The sequence below is a fragment of the Nostoc sp. DedVER02 genome, from assembly GCF_034530675.2.
In the GTDB taxonomy this organism is placed as follows: domain Bacteria; phylum Cyanobacteriota; class Cyanobacteriia; order Cyanobacteriales; family Nostocaceae; genus Nostoc.
The window spans coordinates 41,073-59,893 of the sequence record NZ_JAVRCP020000012.1 but is presented as its reverse complement, the minus strand read 5'-3'; the positions used below and the strand labels follow the sequence as shown (position 1 = coordinate 59,893).

The window sequence follows — 18,821 nt, the reverse complement described above, 5'->3', positions numbered from 1 at the left end:
GGGCGCAATATCAATATATTGTGCCCCTATTAGTCTAATTTGAAGTTGACAAGAATAACTGCTGTACGATTCCTACAGTGTGGTGAATACTATCTAGAACGAGTACCTGTTACTTCATTAGGATCGTTATATGCCTTGACTTTATCACGATTACGAGCCAAACCTGCTAAACCAGCTAGACCAAGTAAACCTAGCCAACCCCAATCGAAACCGCGATCGCTATTACTTTGGGAAGTTGTAACACCTGCATTCCTGTTAGTACCTGTAGAATCACTACCTGTTGTACCAGTGCCTGTAGAATCGGTGCTTGTGCCAGAACCTGAGCCAGTTCCTGTGGCATCAGTACCTGAGCCAGTGCCCGTAGTTCCAGAACCTGAGCCAGTTCCTGTTGCTCCAGAACCTGTTGCTCCAGAACCTGTTGCTCCAGAACCTGTTGCTCCAGAACCTGAACCAGTGCCTGTTGTTCCAGTACCTAAGCCAGAATCTGAGCCAGTACCTGTTGTTCCAGAACTTGAGCCAGTGCCTGTGCTTCCAGAACCTGTTGCTCCAGAACCTGAACCAGTGCCTGTTGTTCCAGTACCTAAGCCAGAATCTGAGCCAGTACCTGTTGTTCCAGTACCTGTTGTTCCAGAACTTGAGCCAGTGCCTGTGCTTCCAGAACCTAAGCCAGAACCTGTTGTTCCAGAACTTGAGCCAGTGCCTGTGGTTCCAGAACCTAACCCAGAACCTGAGCCAGTGCCTGTGGTTCCAGAACCTAACCCAGAACCTGAGCCAGTACCTGTTGTTCCAGAACCTAACCCAGAACCTGAGCCAGTGCCTGTTGTTCCAGAACCTAAACCAGAACTTGAGCCAGTACCTGTGGTTCCAGTCCCTGAGCTAGTACCTGTTGTGCCAGTGCCTGAGCTACTGCCACCACTAGAACCCCCGCTGCCTGAGCCTCCACTTTGGGCAAAAACAGAAGGAGGTAAGGATACAGAAGCGAAACTCATGGCAAAGACAGTAGCCAAAACAGCTTTAGATAAATGAAAAGGCTTCATGGTAATGGTTCCTTTTATGTTTTAGATTTGTGTGATTGATCGATGTTCAAAACTGATATTTTCTCGTCAATCCAGCGCTAACTTAGGTAACTTTTCGTAAGCCAGACAAACAGATTTAAGAGTCTTTCACCTTGTTTAGGTTAGAAAAAATGAAAGCATTTTAAGCTCCCATAAAATATAAATATTTGTCATATTCAAACTAATTCATAATCAGTAATTACTTAGTATATGGTTTTTCACTTACGACCAACACCGCTTATTAACGAAAAGCAACTAACATTCTTGCGTCTTCGTTTTTAATTACTCTTTATGAATTAGTTTGTGATTCCTCTGTTAAGATAACAGGTAGCTTTTTATTAAACTTCTACCATAGGAGTAAAAGCTTTTATGTCGTAGGAATTATTTTTGCATTATTAAAGTTAGCCTATGAACGTGAAGATAGTGAGACATTTTGTAGTTTACAGCTAGATAAACAGGACTCAAGATAAGCACAATCTTCACACTGGATATTTCGCCCTGGATTGGCACATCCACAAGGAGGATTCACAAAACATTCACAAGGATATTTCGGGGTTCGGGATTTTTTGAATAAAAGGTATAGTGTTGCTTCTTGTAGACAAAAAACCAAATCTTTGACCATAAATCTTCATACCAATTGTAAGGAATATAACGATTTATCTAAAAGTTTTGATATATCACTAATAATTTTGGACTATATTGAACAACACTCTACAAGAATATTTCACCTAATAACTTATAACTTCATACTCCAGGTGTGTCTTACTCCATACTTAAGGAATATTTTTATTGCTATAGGAATTCGGTTTAATTTGGAGAGAATATCCGTAGGATGTGAGCGCAAAGAGTACGGCATCAAACCCTTGACAATAGTGCGTTACAAACTCCGTTCTAACACAACGCCAGTTGCTACAACAGAGAGCGGCGGTAAGTGAGTCGTCAAGCGTCGGGAACCTCCCTTCGGGTTCGGGAATTAAGGTTTGGGCGATTGTTTGCGTAAGTCCTGAACATATTTAGATGGACTGAAGCAATACTGAATTAGGAATAGTTTTGACTGTAATCATCTTCATATTATGCTCATAATGATATCTCTCTTAAATCACTTTAAAAAAATAAGAAAAAGAAAAATAAGAAACAATTTTTCAACTATACATAGAGTAATAATTGGAACTTTTATTTTCTAATGGCATAGCTAAAATTGAGATTTTTGCTCAAAGCCGTATTTTACAAGCATTCTAGATTATTCTTCGAGGAAAGCAATAGAAGGAAAATATAGTTAGTTCGGTAAATCACCACTATTTAGCTAAAATCTTAGGAGTGTCGTCACTTTTGATAGCACTTCTAGCTTATGACAGATTTTTTATATAATTTTTTCTCCACTAGCCAGTTTATTCCCCACGGACATTGCTATCTCTGGAAACCAGGATTGGTGTGGTTGCATCTGGTGTCAGATGTGTTAACTGGACTTGCTTATTATTCAATTCCAGTGATGCTAGTTTATTTTGTCCGTAAACGGCAAGATATGCCTTTCGGTTGGATATTTTTGATGTTTGGCACATTCATTGTTGCTTGTGGCACTACCCATTTAATGGATGTATGGACGCTTTGGTATCCTACCTATTGGCTATCAGGGTTACTCAAAGCTATCACCGCTTTTGTCTCTGTATTGACAGCTATAGAACTTTTGCCATTAATACCCCAAGCATTGGCTCTACCAAGTCCTGCCCAACTAGAGGCTGCAAACTCTCAACTAGCAACAGAAATTGCTGAACGTATACGGACAGAAGAGGTACTGAGAGAAAGTAAACAACGCTGGCAATTAGCCTTGCGCGGCAATAATGATGGAATTTGGGACTGGAATGTTAAAACCAATGAAGTTTTCTTCTCGGCCCGGTGGAAGGAAATGCTCGGTTATGAAGACCACGAAATTTCTAACAATTTAAATGAAAGGGTGACACGAATACATCCAAACGATCTGGACTGGGTAAGGCAAGCAGTTGAAGATCATTTTGCTCAAAAAACACCGTTTTACATTACTGAGCATCGGGTTTTATGCAAAGACGGCACTTACAAATGGATTTTAGATCGAGGTCAAGCACTGTGGGATGAAGATGGTAATGTAGTGCGAATGGCAGGCTCATATACAGATATTACTGAGCGCAAGCAAGCAGAGGAGGCACTTAGTAATTTACTTAATAAACTAGAAAATATAGTTGAGCAACGAACAGTAGAGTTAACAACAATTAATCAATCACTACAGGCAGAAATTACTGAGCGCCAGCGAATAGAAAAAGCATTGCGGGAAAGCGAACAACGATTCCGTGCTACATTCCATCAAGCTGCTGTTGGTATCGCTCATGTAGCAATAGATGGAAGGTGGTTATTAGTTAATCAGAGGCTTTGCGATATTCTCGGTTATACACCTGAAGAATTACAGTTTCTAACTTTCCAAGATATTACTCATCCAGATGATATTAATGCTGACTTGAAATATTTTGACCAAATTTTAGCAGATAATATTCAAAATTACTCGATGGAAAAGCGCTATTTCCACAAAGATACTTCCATAGTTTGGGTTAATCTTACCGTGTCTTTGATACGCGAACTTAGTGGGGAGCCAAGATATTTTATTTCTGTAGTCGAAGATATTAGCGAACGACAAGCTGCTCTACGCGATCGCAAGCTGTGGGAAGAGCAAATACAAGCATCACTTTTAGAAAAAGAGGTCTTATTAAAAGAAATTTATCATCGTGTCAAAAATAATTTACAGGTTATTTCCAGTCTGCTAAGTTTGCAATCTGCTTATATCAAAGACGAACACGACTTAATAATATTCAAACAAAGTCAGCAACGAATTGCATCAATGGCTCTAGTCCACGAAAAATTGTATCAGTCTCAAGACTTAGCAAAAATCAATTTTGGTGAATATATTCAAGATTTGGTAACAAGTTTATTTACTGCTTATGAAGTCAATGAAGATGCGATCGCTCTGCTCGTAAATATAGACAATCAAGTGTTTCTCGGTTTAGATACAGCAATCCCTTGTAGCTTAATTATTCATGAGCTTGTATCCAACTCATTAAAATATGCATTTCCATCGGGTAAAGATGGTACGATTTATATCGAAATTAACCAAAACCAAGACCATGAAGTTACACTTATAGTTAGTGATAATGGAATTGGTTTACCACCCAATTTTAATTTCAAAAAACTCGCTTCTTTGGGCTGGCAGTTAGTAGATGCTTTAATTAACCAAATTTCAGGAAATATTAATATCCAAGGTGATACAGGAGTGGAGTGTCGAGTGACATTTACATTAGTATAAAAAACTTAAATATGACATCTGCAAAAATATTAGTGGTGGAAGATGAAGCTATTGTTGCTAAAGATTTACAAAATCGACTGATTAAATTTGGTTATACAGTGCCTGTAATTGCTTCTTCAGGACAAGAAGCAATTGATAAAGCAGTAGAAATATCTCCAGATTTAGTGCTAATGGATATTAAGCTGAAAGGGCTGATGGATGGGATAGAAGCTGCCGAAGAAATCCATAAGTATTTGGATATCCCAGTAATTTATTTGACTGCTTATGCAGACGATAAAACATTAGAAAGAGCCAAGATAACTGAGCCATTTGGCTACCTACTGAAACCTTTTAAAGAAAAAGAATTACATACAAATATTGAAATAACTCTAAATAAACATGGTTTAGAAAGGCAATTGAAGGTAAATAAAAAATGGCTGGATGCACTTTTAAAAAGTATAGGTGATGGTGTAATTGCTAGCGATCTGCAAGAATTAGTAACTTTTATGAACCCGGTTGCTGAAAATCTGACTGGATGGAAACAGGAAGAAGCTTATGGCAGAAATTCATCAGAAATATTCAATATTGTTAATGCCGAAACTCATAACTCTATTGAAAGCCCGATTATCAAAGTTCTTGAAGATGGTATTATCGTCAGTCTTCCAGCAGAAACTATTCTGATTACTAAAGAGGGTGGAGAAATACCAATTGATGACAGCGCTGCACCAATTAAAGACGATCGAGATAATATTACGGGTGCTGTGTTGGTTTTTCGAGATATTACTGAGCGCAAACGAGCCATTGAAGCGCGTCAAAGGCAAATTGAGCAAGAGCAACTTGTAGTGAAATGGGAAGAAATAAATCAACTCAAAAATGATTTTTTGAATTTAGTTTCCCACGAATTGCGATCGCCTCTGAGTAATATGAAATTAATGATTCAAATGATACAATTATCTACGAGTACTGAGGAAGCTCAACGTTATCTACAGCTGATGGAAACAGAGTGCGATCGCGAGTTAGGATTAATTAACGACCTACTAGATCTACAACGCTTAGAAACGTTATCCTATCCAGTTATTACCCCTGATGCATTGCTCTTACAACAGTGGTTAGCCTGGATGATTGAGCCATTTCAAATCCGTGTTCAACAACATCAGCAAACTCTACAGTTGAATCTCCCTTCAAATCTCCCACCATTGTTATCAGATGGCATTAGCTTAGAACGAATCTTAGTAGAATTGCTCAATAATGCCTGTAAATACACATCTGCGGGTGGTGAAATTCTCCTAAGTGTCAGTTACAACTCCTTGGAAACACCTGCAAAAACTGTGATTACTATTAGTAACTCGGCAGAAATTCCAGTAACAGAGTTATCACGAATATTTGAAAAATTTTATCGCATCCCCAATGCAGATATCTGGAATCAAGGTGGTTCTGGATTAGGTTTACCCATAGTACAGAAATTAGTCGAACAACTCCAAGGAAGCATTCAAGTAGAAAGCGGTAATGGATGGACAACATTCACCCTTACCTTAACTGATATGAACATTTAATTTGTCTTTATCCTACACATCACTTATTAGAAGCGTACATCTATACACCTCTAATAAGAAACATTGATTAAATAAAATAGAAAGCTTCATCCTGTCTCTAGCTTCCCTCTCCTTTATAAATAGAAAGCTTCATCCTGTCTCTAGCTTCCCTCTCCTTTATAAAAAGAGGGATTGAGGGTGAGGAAAACCAGGGACATAAATTGTATGTTATTTAATTCTTCTTCCTAAGTAATGTTGTAAAAAACTTTGTTACTGGTATGAGATAATTAGAGGAAATTATTAAATCTAGAAAAATGTCATTAACTATATCTTCGACACCCCAAGGTTTTAGTGCTTTTATTACTAATTTAGGAATACGCGATACGACTGATGATTTTGTATTTATTAAATCATCAGTTCCTTGTGTTGCTGATGGAGTCTTTACTCAAAGTCTTTTCGCCGGGCCAAGTGTTACTATTAGCCGCGAGAATTTAAAAGATTCACAACTACAAGGAATTGTCGTTATATCTAAGAATGCAAATGTTGCTAATGGTGCTATCGGTATCGCTGATGCCCAGGAGGTTCTACAATTAGTTGCAACTGAAACTGGAATTGCTGCACATAATATTGCGATCGCTTCTACAGGCGTAATTGGCAGACGTTACCCCATTGAAAAAATCCGAGCAGGTTTATTAGGATTAGGGAAAAAATTGATTCCTGCTGATTTTAATGCCGCAGCCCGTGGTATTATGACTACCGATACAGTATCGAAACTAGCTACACGACAAATAGGTAATGCCAAGCTGGTAGGAATTGCCAAAGGTGTTGGCATGATTGAGCCTAATATGGCTACTCTCCTAACTTTCTTTTTTACTGATGCTGCCATTTCTGCAAATAGCCTTCGTTCAATTTTTCGGTCTACAATAGATAAAACTTTTAACTGTTTGAGTGTAGACACTGACACTTCTACTAGTGACTCCGCCGTGATTTTAGCTAATGGTTTAGCTGGTGAAGTTTCAGAAGCAGATTTTGCCAATGCATTGCAAGAAGTTGCACAAGAACTGGTGCTGAAAATTGCCAAAGATGCCGAAGGTGCTACCAAAATTATTGAGGTAACTGTAGATTCAGCGATTAACTATGCACAAGCGAAAAAAGTAGCTAAAGCAATTGTCAATTCACCATTAGTAAAAACTGCCATCTATGGAGCAGATCCCAATTGGGGACGAGTTGCTATGGCTATAGGAAAATGTGAAAATGAACAGCAGATAAATCAAGAAACGGTTGTTATTAGTTTTGATAATGTGAAAGTTTATCCTAATACTTTAACTAATGAAAATCTGGAACAATTGCGGCAAATTATGTCTAAAGATAAAGTAGATATTCATGTTAGCCTCAATATTGGCAAAGCTTCTGCAACTGTATGGGGTTGCGATCTTTCGGAGGGTTATATAGAAATTAATGGCAAATATTCAACTTGATTAAATTCTGCATTTCTATAGGATTACTATTTGATTTTTGAACGAAATCAGGTATTGTAGAGTGTGTTAGAACGGAGTTCGTAACGCACTATTATCAAGGATTTGATGCCGTACTCTTTGCGCTCACATCCTACGTATATTTTCAGAAATCAAACCGGATTCCTATATCTAAGTTGATGCTACACAAACTTGCAATCGGTAAGGTTAACGCCCTCACCAATACTGTATAGCTGCTTTCTTCAGTGGTAATAATCGGAACTTCACCCTGCTATCAGGGTACAGCCTACATTTTTGTAGGTAGCACAGCTATGCTACCTACAATGGAATGTTTTTTAACTAGAAGTTCCATAGTCTTTATCTAGAGACGGATAAGTGGGAAAGAGACATCAATAGCTAATTGTTTTGTCAAAAAAGTTGACTAAGGTAGTTTTGTTGTAATATAGTATATTACATGAGTAATGAGTTAGATTAAAAAAACTTCCTAGCCAGTACAGCACTGTGAAAATAAAATTACCATTTGCATCTAAGTAGCTGAAATTACGAGCAAAAATTTTAAAACTTTAATATTTAATACCAAATAACTTTATTAAAGCTGCATAAATAAACAAGTATGGATTTTGACTATTTTAGAAGCAATGAAGGCACACCTACAAATAATACTCGCCAAAGCTTGCTTGCTAGCGGTTGGCGACCCTTTAACCGAGAGTTAGATTGGGGGTTTTTGTGGCAACTTTTGCATAGTGACTCGCGCGAATTAAGTCAAAAAAGTTTGAATTTAGTGAGTAATGTTGCTGAGGTTTTGGGACGAAATAATTATACTTGGTGGGCTAATTTATTAAATATTGTATCTGATAATACCCGCTACGAAGTGGAAAAATTTTGGAATTACATCACACCAGATCCTCAATCACCAGATCATCGCTACAAAGATGTTTTAAGTACAGAAACGCCTATCGTCCAATTTGTTAGCCGTAGTAGCATTCCTATTGATTATGTTCTTAACCGACTGCAAGAAATTACTGTACTGCGAGTTTTAGGTGTGTTGGGTAATCCTGACATTATTACTCAATATTATTCAGAAAGAGATTTTTATTTTCCTACAGAGAAATTTATTAGCTGGGAACGCTTAGATGTTATTAATACTGTTTATGCTTACTGGGGGAAGCATGACGTTTGGTTGCAAATTGATCCCTACGATCGCGGGCGACGACAATATAGTTTAATGGCGAGAAATCTTGCACCATTGATTAACAAGGCGACTTACGACTTAGCAGTGATGTTAAGTGGATATCAAAGTCGTGTAGGTAAAGTTCACAGCCAATTTCCTATTCGCACATTTCCGGCAGATATCCAAAACTTTACTGATTCTGTGCAGCAAGCGATTTTGAATCAAAACCAGTTAGCGGTTGTTGTACATGGAAAACCGGGTACTGGTAAAACAGTCTGGACACAGGCTGTAGCAAAGGAAATTCTTGTACCTTTAGGGTATGTAATTTTTATTTTAGATCATGATGCGATCACTAATTTTGTCCCACCAACTTACATAGAGCGGATTTGTATCGTTATTAACGAAGCTGATAATCTCGCGCAAAATCGCGCTTCCGAGGTGGCGCAATACAACAATAAAACCGAACATATTCTCAGTTTGCTGGATGGCACTTTGTATCAGAGTGTCATTGATGAGTCTGGCATTCAGATGCAGCAACACTTAGTTGTCCTGATGACTTGTAACACTACTGAAAGATTAGATCCAGCCATGTTGCGTAAGGGTAGAGTGGATTTAATGTATGAGTTTACGCAACTATTTATTTGAAGCAGGCAGAGGGTAGGGGGCAGGGGGGACAAGGGGACAAGGGGAAATTATTGAATAAGTCTCTCCCAAGTCTCCCTTGTCTCTTCTTCATGCCCAATTCCCAATTCCCAATTCCCAATTCCCAATTCTCAGTTGTAATCTAAATAAAGATTGCTGTATTTTTACTGTCACCAGAGTTTCACCTGTTTTTGTGATACATTCTGATGCTGTTTGCGCCAAGCCTGGGGAGGTAAACCGTGATGTTGGCGAAACTGGCGGGAAAAATGAGACACATCTTGATAGCCCAATGCTTTTGCTATCTTTTCGACTGTCTGATTATTATTTTGAAGTAAAAAACGAGCGCCTGCCATCCGGCGTTTGACAATCCAGCAGTTTACAGTTTCTCCCGTCTGTCTTGCGACTCGATTAGTTAAGTAAGCAGGTGAGTAACCAACAGCAACAGCCACATCACATAAAGTAATTCCTTGATGATAATGGGCTTCGATAAAGTCGAAAACTTCTTTTAATTGGGGGACGGAGGGAAAAATTGACTTAGAAGATATTGTGGCTTCTTCATCAGAGATTTCTCCAGGTGCGATCGCAACTGTACTATCATCTGCAAATACTGATTTTGAAGCTTTCTCAGATTTCATCGTACACCAGTTTTGCATAGTTGCTTGCTTTTGCAAACGAGTAGCGATCGCTCTGAGCAATTCGTCTAGTGTAGAGGGTTTGGTAAGATAATCATCTGCTCCCAATTCCATAGCTTTGCGAACATCTGCTTTGCTACTACTGCCAGTTAGAAAAATAAAGGGAATAATTGCTGTCAAAGGATTTTGTCGTAGCGTATTTAAAACACTATAACCGTCCATATCAGGCATCGTAATATCGCAAATCACTAAGTCAGGTATATACTCTTGTGCTTGTTGGATACCAGCAAGACCGTTGTCAGCACCGATTGTATCAAAGCCTTTAGCCTTAAGACCTTTTAAATAAAGATCGCGGGTAACATTATCATCTTCAATGACGAGAATTTTATTTGAGGATTCGTACACCATTTTTTATTACCATAACTTTTTGCAGAAGCTGTTTACTATTACGCTGTGGCGGGAGTCTGCCTATCTTCAGTCTGGTTTAGTCGGATTATGCCGTGTTCTACTACTAATTTATGAGTATATAGATAGGCATGAGCTTAATTACTTCGTTCCGAGAGTTATGATTGTTAAGTCGTTAATTCAAACTATCTTAAATTGAACATTCATAACTCGGAACTAGTAAATTCTGATTTGGTTAATGGCAACATAACAGTAAATGTACTGCCAACACCAATATGACTTTCTACAGAAACTTCACCGTGATGTAAGTCTACAAGGGTTTTAAGAATTGACAATCCTAGTCCAGTACCAGGTATATGATCGATATTGCTACCACGGTAAAATGGCTCAAATATTCGCTGTTGATCTTGTGTTGAAATACCGATCCCCCTATCTTTAATCTGGAAAATTACTTGCTCATTTTCACAATAAAGTTCTAAATCAACTGTCATACCAGAGCGAGAATATTTGATTGCATTATCAAGTAAATTTTTCAAGATCGGCTCTAACAGTTTTTTATCTATAGAGGCTATTACTGAATTTTGTTTACTTACAAAATTAATGGGAATTTGCCTAATACTCATCTGCATTTGTGCAACTAAGTCATGACAAAAATCAACTAACTCCAGTGGTTTTGGTTCATAGTTTATTTTTGCTGATTCTGCCTTAGAGAAGAACAAAATGTCATCCAACATCTGACTGAGTTGTTCGGTAGCTTTTTGAATGTGATCTAGTAGTGGTTGGATTTTCTTCTGCGTATGTTGATCTACTTCTTCCTTTAATAAACTATTAGAAAATGAAACAATATTTAGTGGAGTTCGGAATTGATGGCAAACCATAGAAAGAAAACGCGCTCTCAGTTCGCTAAGTTGTTTTGCTTGTTCTAAAGCTTGGTTAAGACCTAATTCTGCATATTTGTAATCTGTAATATCAATGCCTGCAATCATTTCTACTGGTTTTCCACCAAAATCTAGCACTCCATCCAGCATTACAACCGCACAAGCTAGCCAACGTTCCGTGCCGCTTTTTGTCAGAATACTCATCTCCTGATATTCAAACTTAGCTGCTTCTTCCTGCTTACGTATCTGTCTACGTTTTTTGCTCTTAATCAGCCGACGAACATCAAAACCTGTCAAGAGTTCCTCTTTTGTGTAGCCCGTTAGTTGTTCTACTGCTGGATTTATATAGCAAAGCCGTGTGCCTTGAATCAAAAAAGTGCTAGTATCTGTCCTTTCTGCTAAAGTCCGAAATCTAACTGCATTTAGCCGCAATGCTTCTTCAGTCTGTTTCGACTCAGTAATGTCCCAAATACTCCACACTCTTCCAATAATTTTACCCTCCAACCATTGAGGCTTAGAGTAGTGTGCAAAAACTCTCCCATCATTCAATTCTAAAATATCATAACTCTCAAAATCCGATTGGCTAGACACTTCCCAAATCAACCGACTAAAGGCTTGCGGATCTTTAAGTTGGCTCTCAAAAAAGGCTTTGCATCGAGGACATTTTTTAGATAATATTAGAGACTCTGGGATCTGCCACATATCTACAAATCTCTGATTCAAGCTCAGAATATCCCCTTCAGAATTAACTGCCACAATCCCAATAGCAGTAGATTCGAGAGTAGAACGAAGTAAAGAAAGAGATGTTTTTAGTTCTACTTCCTTTAATTTGAGTTGAGAAAATTCTTGTTGTAAATTGTCTTTGGCATCCTTTAACTCATCAGTCCACTTTTGCACGCTCAATTCTACTATTTCATCACTGATTTCCCGCGCAAAAGCACAGCCAAATTCTATATCTTGTTGTTTGACATAGTTAATAGATATTTCTACTAGAAAGATCCGACCTCCTTTTGTCCGGTAGCGAGATTTAAAGGTAAGAGAACCTTGGGAGTTAATCTTTGACCAATTATGTAGAGAAAAATCTATATCTATATCATGCAACCTCATAGTAAGTAATTCCTCACGGGAATACTCAGTCATGCGGCAAGTGGCATCATTAACGTAGAGAAGCTGTGCATTTTCTCCTAAACAAAAAGCAGCATCTGTAGCTTGATTTATTAAGAAGTGAGCAAACTTCATTTCTACTTCTGCCTGTAGTGGCCATTGAGTCTTTGATCTAGCTAATCTATAATCGCCAGAATTCATATCCCTACTTGCTCCTGGTAATTAATCAGCACTATAGCCATCAATAAGTTGCTAATCATAACTGGCTAAAATATTTGGTGCATTGTTAGGCAGTTAAATAATGCAATTAGTTAGTAGATTAAAAAAATCTTACTACCGAATTTAACAAAACTTATCATACCAATAAAAAGCGAATAATCTAACCAAAATTTCCTAAAAAATCTAAATAAATATTTAATGGGAAATTTATTATTGACTTAAACAGTTTTTTATGGTTGCAAAAAATAGACAAATCAGATTCAGATTAGTCGATAAACCTTATCAGACAAAAGTTCAAAACTCTCAGTCTATAAGCAGAAAAGATATTTAAATTTCAATAGCACGCTTGTTGGAAATTTGCCTACCTTCAACAACTGGATTCTGTCTTCGTCTTTTGTTTTTATTAAGATGTTATCCCTGCACCAGAGTGAAGGAATGGTTCACCAACTTTAAGTTGTTAGGTTTCTTTTAACTGGCAAAAGGTTAAAGGAGAAAAATTTTTGTCCCTTATCCTTCCCCTCGCCAAAGTCCTTGGCGAACTACTCGTGTAGAGCCGTCTGATTATCAACATAAATGATTCTACTGGGCTTGGATTGGTTTAGATGTGCAAATCTGTCTTCGTTAATTCATTTTCTTAATTTATCTTAACTTACTCTTTCAGGGATTTAACTATAGAAGAATATGCTTAGTCATCCGCCGTAAGAAATACATATGTATCACAAAAGTACTGTTATGTAAAGTATGTATTTATACTTAAATTGTCATAATCGTACTTTATTCGTCGTCAGAAGGGCAATTTTGCGAAAAAAATACGTATCATTTCGCGTATATTATTGTTTTTATTTTTTCATCAAGTAGGATTTTCCCGTAAAGGCTACGTAAGTGTTGATAAATCATGCAACATGAAAAATGGATTTTATCGAGGGTATTAACGAAGAAATCTGCCCACCATGAGCGGGGCTTGTACCAAAATTTTCTTAGTCTTCATATTGTTTATCAAGCAGATGAGTTGCTAAGGAACATTGAGTCTAGCTGTAAAATTCAGCCCAAACCTGTATATAGCCTAGCTTTTAGCCTCTGTCTGAAAATACTCATTATTGGAATGCGATCGCAAATCTTAAGGTGCAGTCTTACATCAGTCATTCCCAGTCAAAGATTTTTGACTAGACATAATGCTACAAATATGTTGGTAAGGATACACCATTGCTGTACTTTTAGGAGAAATTTATTTATATAAGGGTTTGTGTAAAATATATCAATCCCTAATCTATAATCGTTTTTCTTAGAAATTGACTTACTCCCCACTGAGTCATCTCTCAAAGGATATATAAAAATTTAAGTAAATATGTCTTTATCGTTACAAATAATTGACTCAATAAGTTTTTAGTGGCAATATAAAGACCACTAAACTGTTGTAGTTTGGCTTATGCTACAAGGCGAGTTCAAGAGTTGGTAAAGAAGTCAGCCAATCACTCATTGGGGAACCGTTTAGGAAAAAAGCAAAAGAATTGACATTTTTCTCAAAAGATTTTCTATTGTAAATTTGGTCATCTGTATTGAGTGCGATTGCAAGATTTCAATTTTTCAAAATGACAAAGTTGAAAATATCGAAATTATCATAAAAGCGAAAGAATTGACACTTTTATCAAAATATTTTTCATTGCAGATATCCTTATCTCATAGTAAATATCACCAATTAAGAACCTCTTTAAGAAGTTAAATAAGTAGGTCAGCGTTATTAAACTTAACTATATAAAGTTTTGTAAAATTTATGAGAAGCGTTTGAGTTAAGCATTAGTTGCTCCTTTGCATACTTTTAAATGATTAAGTTTTTCCCCACCAACCGACTTAGCACTGTAATTATCACAGTTAAAGCGAAAAATTTGACACCTCTATCAAAGGATTTTTGATTGCACAAGAGTTATCATCTCCTCTATTCTGGTTTCTAGAAGCACAGCCTTACTTGCTGTATGCTTTGCAAAAATTTTTTGGTAGTGCGCTCACAACCATCAATCAGTAGCAATCAACCGTTTCTACTATCGAGCAAACTCGGTTATACCTGTGATAAACAACAGAGTTGTTCGTATTAAATATTGCTAGCGCTGTGATTGTAAACTAAAAAGCCTTTGTGTAACTTTATGTAATTGCGTGAAACCAATGAGTCAAAACTATACTGGTTCAAACTCTCCTCTCATCACCACAGAGCCATACAAAGAACTTCCAGCAAACAGATATGTAGAGACTTCTCATCAGGTTGATGAATCGGAGAAGAACGGGGGAATTCAGCCTTTTTTAAATGACCAAACACCTCCAACGCTTTCAGTTGCCGATGCGATCGCTCAGATGTTGGAAAATTTGGGAGTAAACTACGCTTTTGGTGTTGCTGGTGGCGCAATGGCCAGCCTTTGGGGGGCGCTATCCAATAGCAGCATAGAGGTGTTGAACTTCCGCCATGAAGCCGGAGCAGCCTTTGCAGCAACAGAGGCATACTTTGCCAATAATCGCCCCACTGTAGTTTTTACTACAGCCGGGCCGGGGATCACCAACGCACTGACCGGATTATTTGCGGCTCGTGGTGAAGGTGCAAAGGTGATTTTGCTATCGGCTTGCACTTCAGCACCGCAGCGTGGACGCTGGGCAATTCAAGAAACCAGCACTTATACATTGCCCAGTGGGGGAATTTTTACCCCAGGAGCGCTATTCAACTATGCAATCACCATCGAATCGGCGGCTCAACTACCGCAGATTTTCCGCAAACTGGCGATGGCTTTGGCGCAACCAGGCGGATTTGTCGCTCATTTGAGCATTCCCACGGCTGTGCAGACAAGTTTAGTTGAGGATGTAGCCTTACCCCAACTAGATGTTTCGCCATTTCCGATGACTCCTTGCAAAGAAGCGATCGCTAAATCTGTAGAGTTATTATCATCTGGCCCCTTTGCCATCTGGGTTGGTTTCGGTGCGCGTGATGCAGCAGAAGAAATTCTCGAACTCGCTGAAAAAACTGGAGCAGCCGTCATCTGTTCACCTCGTGCTAAAGGTATTTTCCCTGAAGATCATCCTCAATTTGTGGGTGTCACAGGTTTAGGTGGTCATGCTTCCGTCTTAACTTATATGGAAGAACAACCTCCACTACACACACTCGTGTTAGGAACCCGCCTTGGTGAACCGACTTCCTTCTGGAGTTCGGCACTAGTTCCCAAAGGAGGCTTTATTCATGTAGATATTGACCCAGAAGTGCCAGGTGTAGCCTATCCACAGGTTGAAACATTCGGGGTTCGGTCTGATATCAAAGCTTTTGTGGAAGAGTTATTGGAGCAATTACCAGATGCTCCTCATTCCACAACTTTGTCGCTACCTCGTCCAGAACGCAAAGCAATTGAACCTGCACCAGAGGTAGATTATCCAGTGCGGCCAGAAGTATTAATGGCAGCAATTCAAAAGATAATTGTTGAAGGTAGTGATGCGATAGTAATGGCGGAGTGTGGTAACTCATTTACTTGGTCAACCCATCTACTCCAATTTACCGAAACCAATCGTTACCGAGTCAGCACCGGAGTCGGCGCAATGGGTCACGCCGTTACCGGAATATTGGGTGCAGCGCTGGCAAGCAATACTAAGGCTGTAGGCATTGTCGGCGATGGAGCAATGCTGATGAATAACGAAATCAGCACAGCCGTGAAATACAAAATTCCGGCGATTTGGATTGTCCTTAACGATGCGCGTTACAACATGTGCCATCAAGGGATGAAAATCTTGGGATTAAAAGGCGCAGATGCAACGCTTCCACCGACAAACTTCGCCATGATTGCGCGGGGGATGGGAGCAGAAGCGCTTGTGGTTGTTAGAGAGTCGGATATTGAGGCGGCATTAGAACAAGCGATCGCATCATCTGTTCCTTTTCTGATTGATGTCGTCATTGATGCCGATCGCCCAGCACCTTCTGGTGGACGTAATAAGAGTTTAGCGGCACAAGGAGTTAAATCAAGTCCGGCGAAAAATGCCGTCAAGCAAATTTCATTTCCAATGGTTTGATTTTAAAAGCTGGCAATCTCATTCCATTGCTATAGACACTAAAACTCTCAATCAAACAGACTTTTTAAGATATGTCTGATTGGTACATCCGCAGTCTTAGTTTGCTCACCAAAGGATAAGGATAAAGTACAAGTTTAAAAGCAATAAAAACTCTTTTCCAGCCAACAAAAATCTTACAAAACTGGAACTCCAAACTTTTGGTTTTTGAACCTTACTTTATTCTTGCTTCATCCTATCTTAATATTCGAGACTGCCTTTGTGTCTATATCTTTACATTTCGTAATTCTTATTACTTTGAGGTCAAGATGCTGCTATTTGAAACTGTTAGAGAAATGGGCCATGAACAAGTTCTATTTTGTCATGGTAAAAATCCCGAAATTAAAGCAATTATTGCTATCCATGACACAACCTTGGGCCCAGCGATGGGAGCTACAAGACTGATGCCTTATGTCAACGAAGAAGCTGCTTTAAAAGATGCGCTTCGTCTTAGTAGGGGGATGACATATAAAGCTGCCTGTGCAAACATTCCGGCTGGTGGCGGCAAAGCAGTTATTATCGCTAATCCTGAAAATAAAACAGATGAACTTTTGAGAGCTTACGGACGTTTTGTTAACAGCCTCAACGGACGTTTTATTACCGGGCAAGATGTCAATATTACCCCTGATAACGTCAGAACAATCAGTCAAGAAACTAAACATGTTGTTGGAGTCTCAGAAAAATCTGGTGGGCCTGCTCCGATAACATCATTAGGGGTTTTTCTAGGAATCAAAGCTGCTGTAGAGTCTCGTTGGCAGAGCAAAAGACTTGATGGCATGAAAGTTGCAGTTCAAGGCTTGGGAAATGTTGGTAAAAATCTTTGTCGTCACTTACATGAGCATGATGTCAAGCTTTTTGTGAGCGACGTAGATCCAGCAAAAGCAGAAGAAGCAAAACGGCTTTTTGGTGCAACTATTGTAGAACCAAGCGAAATTTACTCTCTTGATGTAGATATTTTTTCTCCTTGCGCTTTAGGAGGAATTCTTAACAGTCATACAATTCCTTTCCTGCAAGCTAAGATTATTGCCGGTGCAGCTAATAATCAATTGGAGAATGAGCAATTACATGGTCAAATGCTTACCAAAAAAGGGATTCTCTACAGCCCTGATTATGTAATTAATGCTGGAGGGCTAATCAACGTTTACAACGAAATGATTGGTTATGACGAAGAAAAAGCTTTCAAGCAAGTGCATAACATTTATGACACTCTATTAGCAATTTTTGAAATTGCGAAAGAGCAGGGAGTTACTACCAACGATGCTGCTAAACGGTTAGCAGAAGACCGCATCAACAATATTAAGCGCAGCAAATCTAAAGCGATCGCAGCTTAATTTTTATTATCTTCAGGAGTGGGAAGTGGAAAAAAATACTTTTGCAACATCAGCTTACATTGCGACTTCACCAGAGAGCGCCTTTAACTATCTTTGTAGTTTAAAGAACTTGGATGAATGGACACTTTATAGCCGGATGAAAGAGCAAATTGACGAAGATACTTGGCTCGGAACTGCATCTGGTTATCACAAAAATCTCTATTATCACGTTAAAAAACTAGAAAATCCGCTTTTCTACGGCATTGAGTGGCACTGCGGATTAGAGTATCAAAAATATTTTCAAGTTTACCCTGTTTTATTATTTCCCACTGATTACATCGAGCCGGGAACAGATGAAAAAGGTGTGTACTTCCATTGGCTGAGTTTTGTCGATCCCAAACGACAGACTCAGATGATTATGCAGGGGATTCATACAGTCCACACTTCTGAATGTCGTTCTCTCAAAGGTAATTTAGAACGCAAAGCCGGTCTGACCTCAGCAGCTAAAGGTCGCTATTTTATCGATACTGATACAATTTATGTTGATGCCCCAATTGAAATCGGTATTGAATACTTAAAAGACTTACGGAATGTTGATGAGTGGGCACATTTACTCCGTCCAAATGGTGATATTACTTCTGAATCAGGTGAATTCAAAGATGAATATGACCAAAAGGTAAAAGTGTCTGTACGAGTTCATAGTTTGAGTAAATACTACTTACTTGAACAAGAACACTTTTATCCAGAGTACGAATATTATCAGCGTTCTGTAGCGTTACTTATCCCAACCGCTTATGCTTTCGCTGACCCCGAAGCTTCCGGTTTTATTTTGCATCGAATCACATTCTGGAAAACAGATGGAACTGTAGGTCACGGCAAGCTTCAACTTGAAGATTTTGGTGCAGAAAGCATGAACATCAAACGTTTACTCGAAGCCAAAGCCGGCAATCTCAAATCATTCGACCGAGGCATGAGTTATCTGCCAAAAGTTCAAGAGGATCTAGCCATTAGTCATTAGTCATTGGT

At 38.6% G+C, this 18,821-nt stretch carries 10 protein-coding genes; 7 read left to right on the top strand and 3 right to left on the bottom strand.

From position 1 onward, the window contains the following. Positions 1-89: 89 nt before the first annotated feature. Complete coding sequence (locus tag RMZ41_RS14145; protein WP_409875317.1) at positions 90-1,037, bottom strand: WGxxGxxG family protein; 948 nt, start codon at positions 1,035-1,037, stop codon at positions 90-92. Positions 1,038-2,403: 1,366 nt separating this feature from the next. Between RMZ41_RS14145 and RMZ41_RS14140 the strand changes: the two genes are divergently transcribed. The 4 genes from RMZ41_RS14140 to RMZ41_RS14125 all read left to right on the top strand — a co-directional run bounded on the left by RMZ41_RS14140 (position 2,404) and on the right by RMZ41_RS14125 (position 9,182). Beyond that, positions 2,404-4,380, top strand: coding sequence for a PAS domain S-box protein (locus RMZ41_RS14140; RefSeq protein WP_322642882.1), 1,977 nt, complete (start codon positions 2,404-2,406; stop codon positions 4,378-4,380). Positions 4,381-4,391: 11 nt separating this feature from the next. Then, positions 4,392-5,912 (top strand): response regulator, encoded by a 1,521-nt coding sequence (locus RMZ41_RS14135; RefSeq protein ID WP_322642881.1) that lies wholly within the window; start codon positions 4,392-4,394, stop codon positions 5,910-5,912. 293 nt (positions 5,913-6,205) lie between these two features. Beyond that, a complete protein-coding gene (argJ, locus tag RMZ41_RS14130) occupies positions 6,206-7,369 on the top strand; it encodes a bifunctional glutamate N-acetyltransferase/amino-acid acetyltransferase ArgJ (RefSeq protein WP_322642880.1) in 1,164 nt (387 codons plus the stop codon). A 610-nt stretch (positions 7,370-7,979) separates the two neighbouring features. Further along, the gene (locus RMZ41_RS14125) at positions 7,980-9,182 is read left to right on the top strand and encodes an AAA family ATPase (RefSeq protein WP_322642879.1); all 1,203 of its coding nucleotides are present in this window, start codon (positions 7,980-7,982) and stop codon (positions 9,180-9,182) included. 167 nt (positions 9,183-9,349) lie between these two features. Here RMZ41_RS14125 and RMZ41_RS14120 read toward each other — a convergent pair whose 3' ends face one another. Then, positions 9,350-10,219: a response regulator gene (locus RMZ41_RS14120; RefSeq protein WP_322642878.1), complete on the bottom strand. Its 870-nt coding sequence runs from the start codon at positions 10,217-10,219 to the stop codon at positions 9,350-9,352. 200 nt (positions 10,220-10,419) lie between these two features. After that, positions 10,420-12,399: a scytonemin biosynthesis sensor histidine kinase gene (locus RMZ41_RS14115; protein WP_322642877.1), complete on the bottom strand. Its 1,980-nt coding sequence runs from the start codon at positions 12,397-12,399 to the stop codon at positions 10,420-10,422. 2,175 nt (positions 12,400-14,574) lie between these two features. Between RMZ41_RS14115 and scyA the strand changes: the two genes are divergently transcribed. The 3 genes from scyA (at position 14,575) to scyC (ending at position 18,813) form a co-directional block, all read left to right on the top strand. Next, positions 14,575-16,449, top strand: coding sequence for a scytonemin biosynthesis protein ScyA (gene scyA / locus RMZ41_RS14110; RefSeq protein ID WP_322642876.1), 1,875 nt, complete (start codon positions 14,575-14,577; stop codon positions 16,447-16,449). A gap of 305 nt (positions 16,450-16,754) precedes the next feature. Next, entirely contained in the window at positions 16,755-17,816 is a 1,062-nt protein-coding gene (gene scyB, locus RMZ41_RS14105) for a tryptophan dehydrogenase ScyB (protein WP_322642875.1), read from the top strand. Between the two features lie 25 nt (positions 17,817-17,841). Continuing rightward, positions 17,842-18,813, top strand: a complete 972-nt coding sequence (gene scyC / locus RMZ41_RS14100) for a scytonemin biosynthesis cyclase/decarboxylase ScyC (RefSeq protein WP_322642874.1) — start codon at positions 17,842-17,844, stop codon at positions 18,811-18,813. Positions 18,814-18,821: the final 8 nt, after the last annotated feature.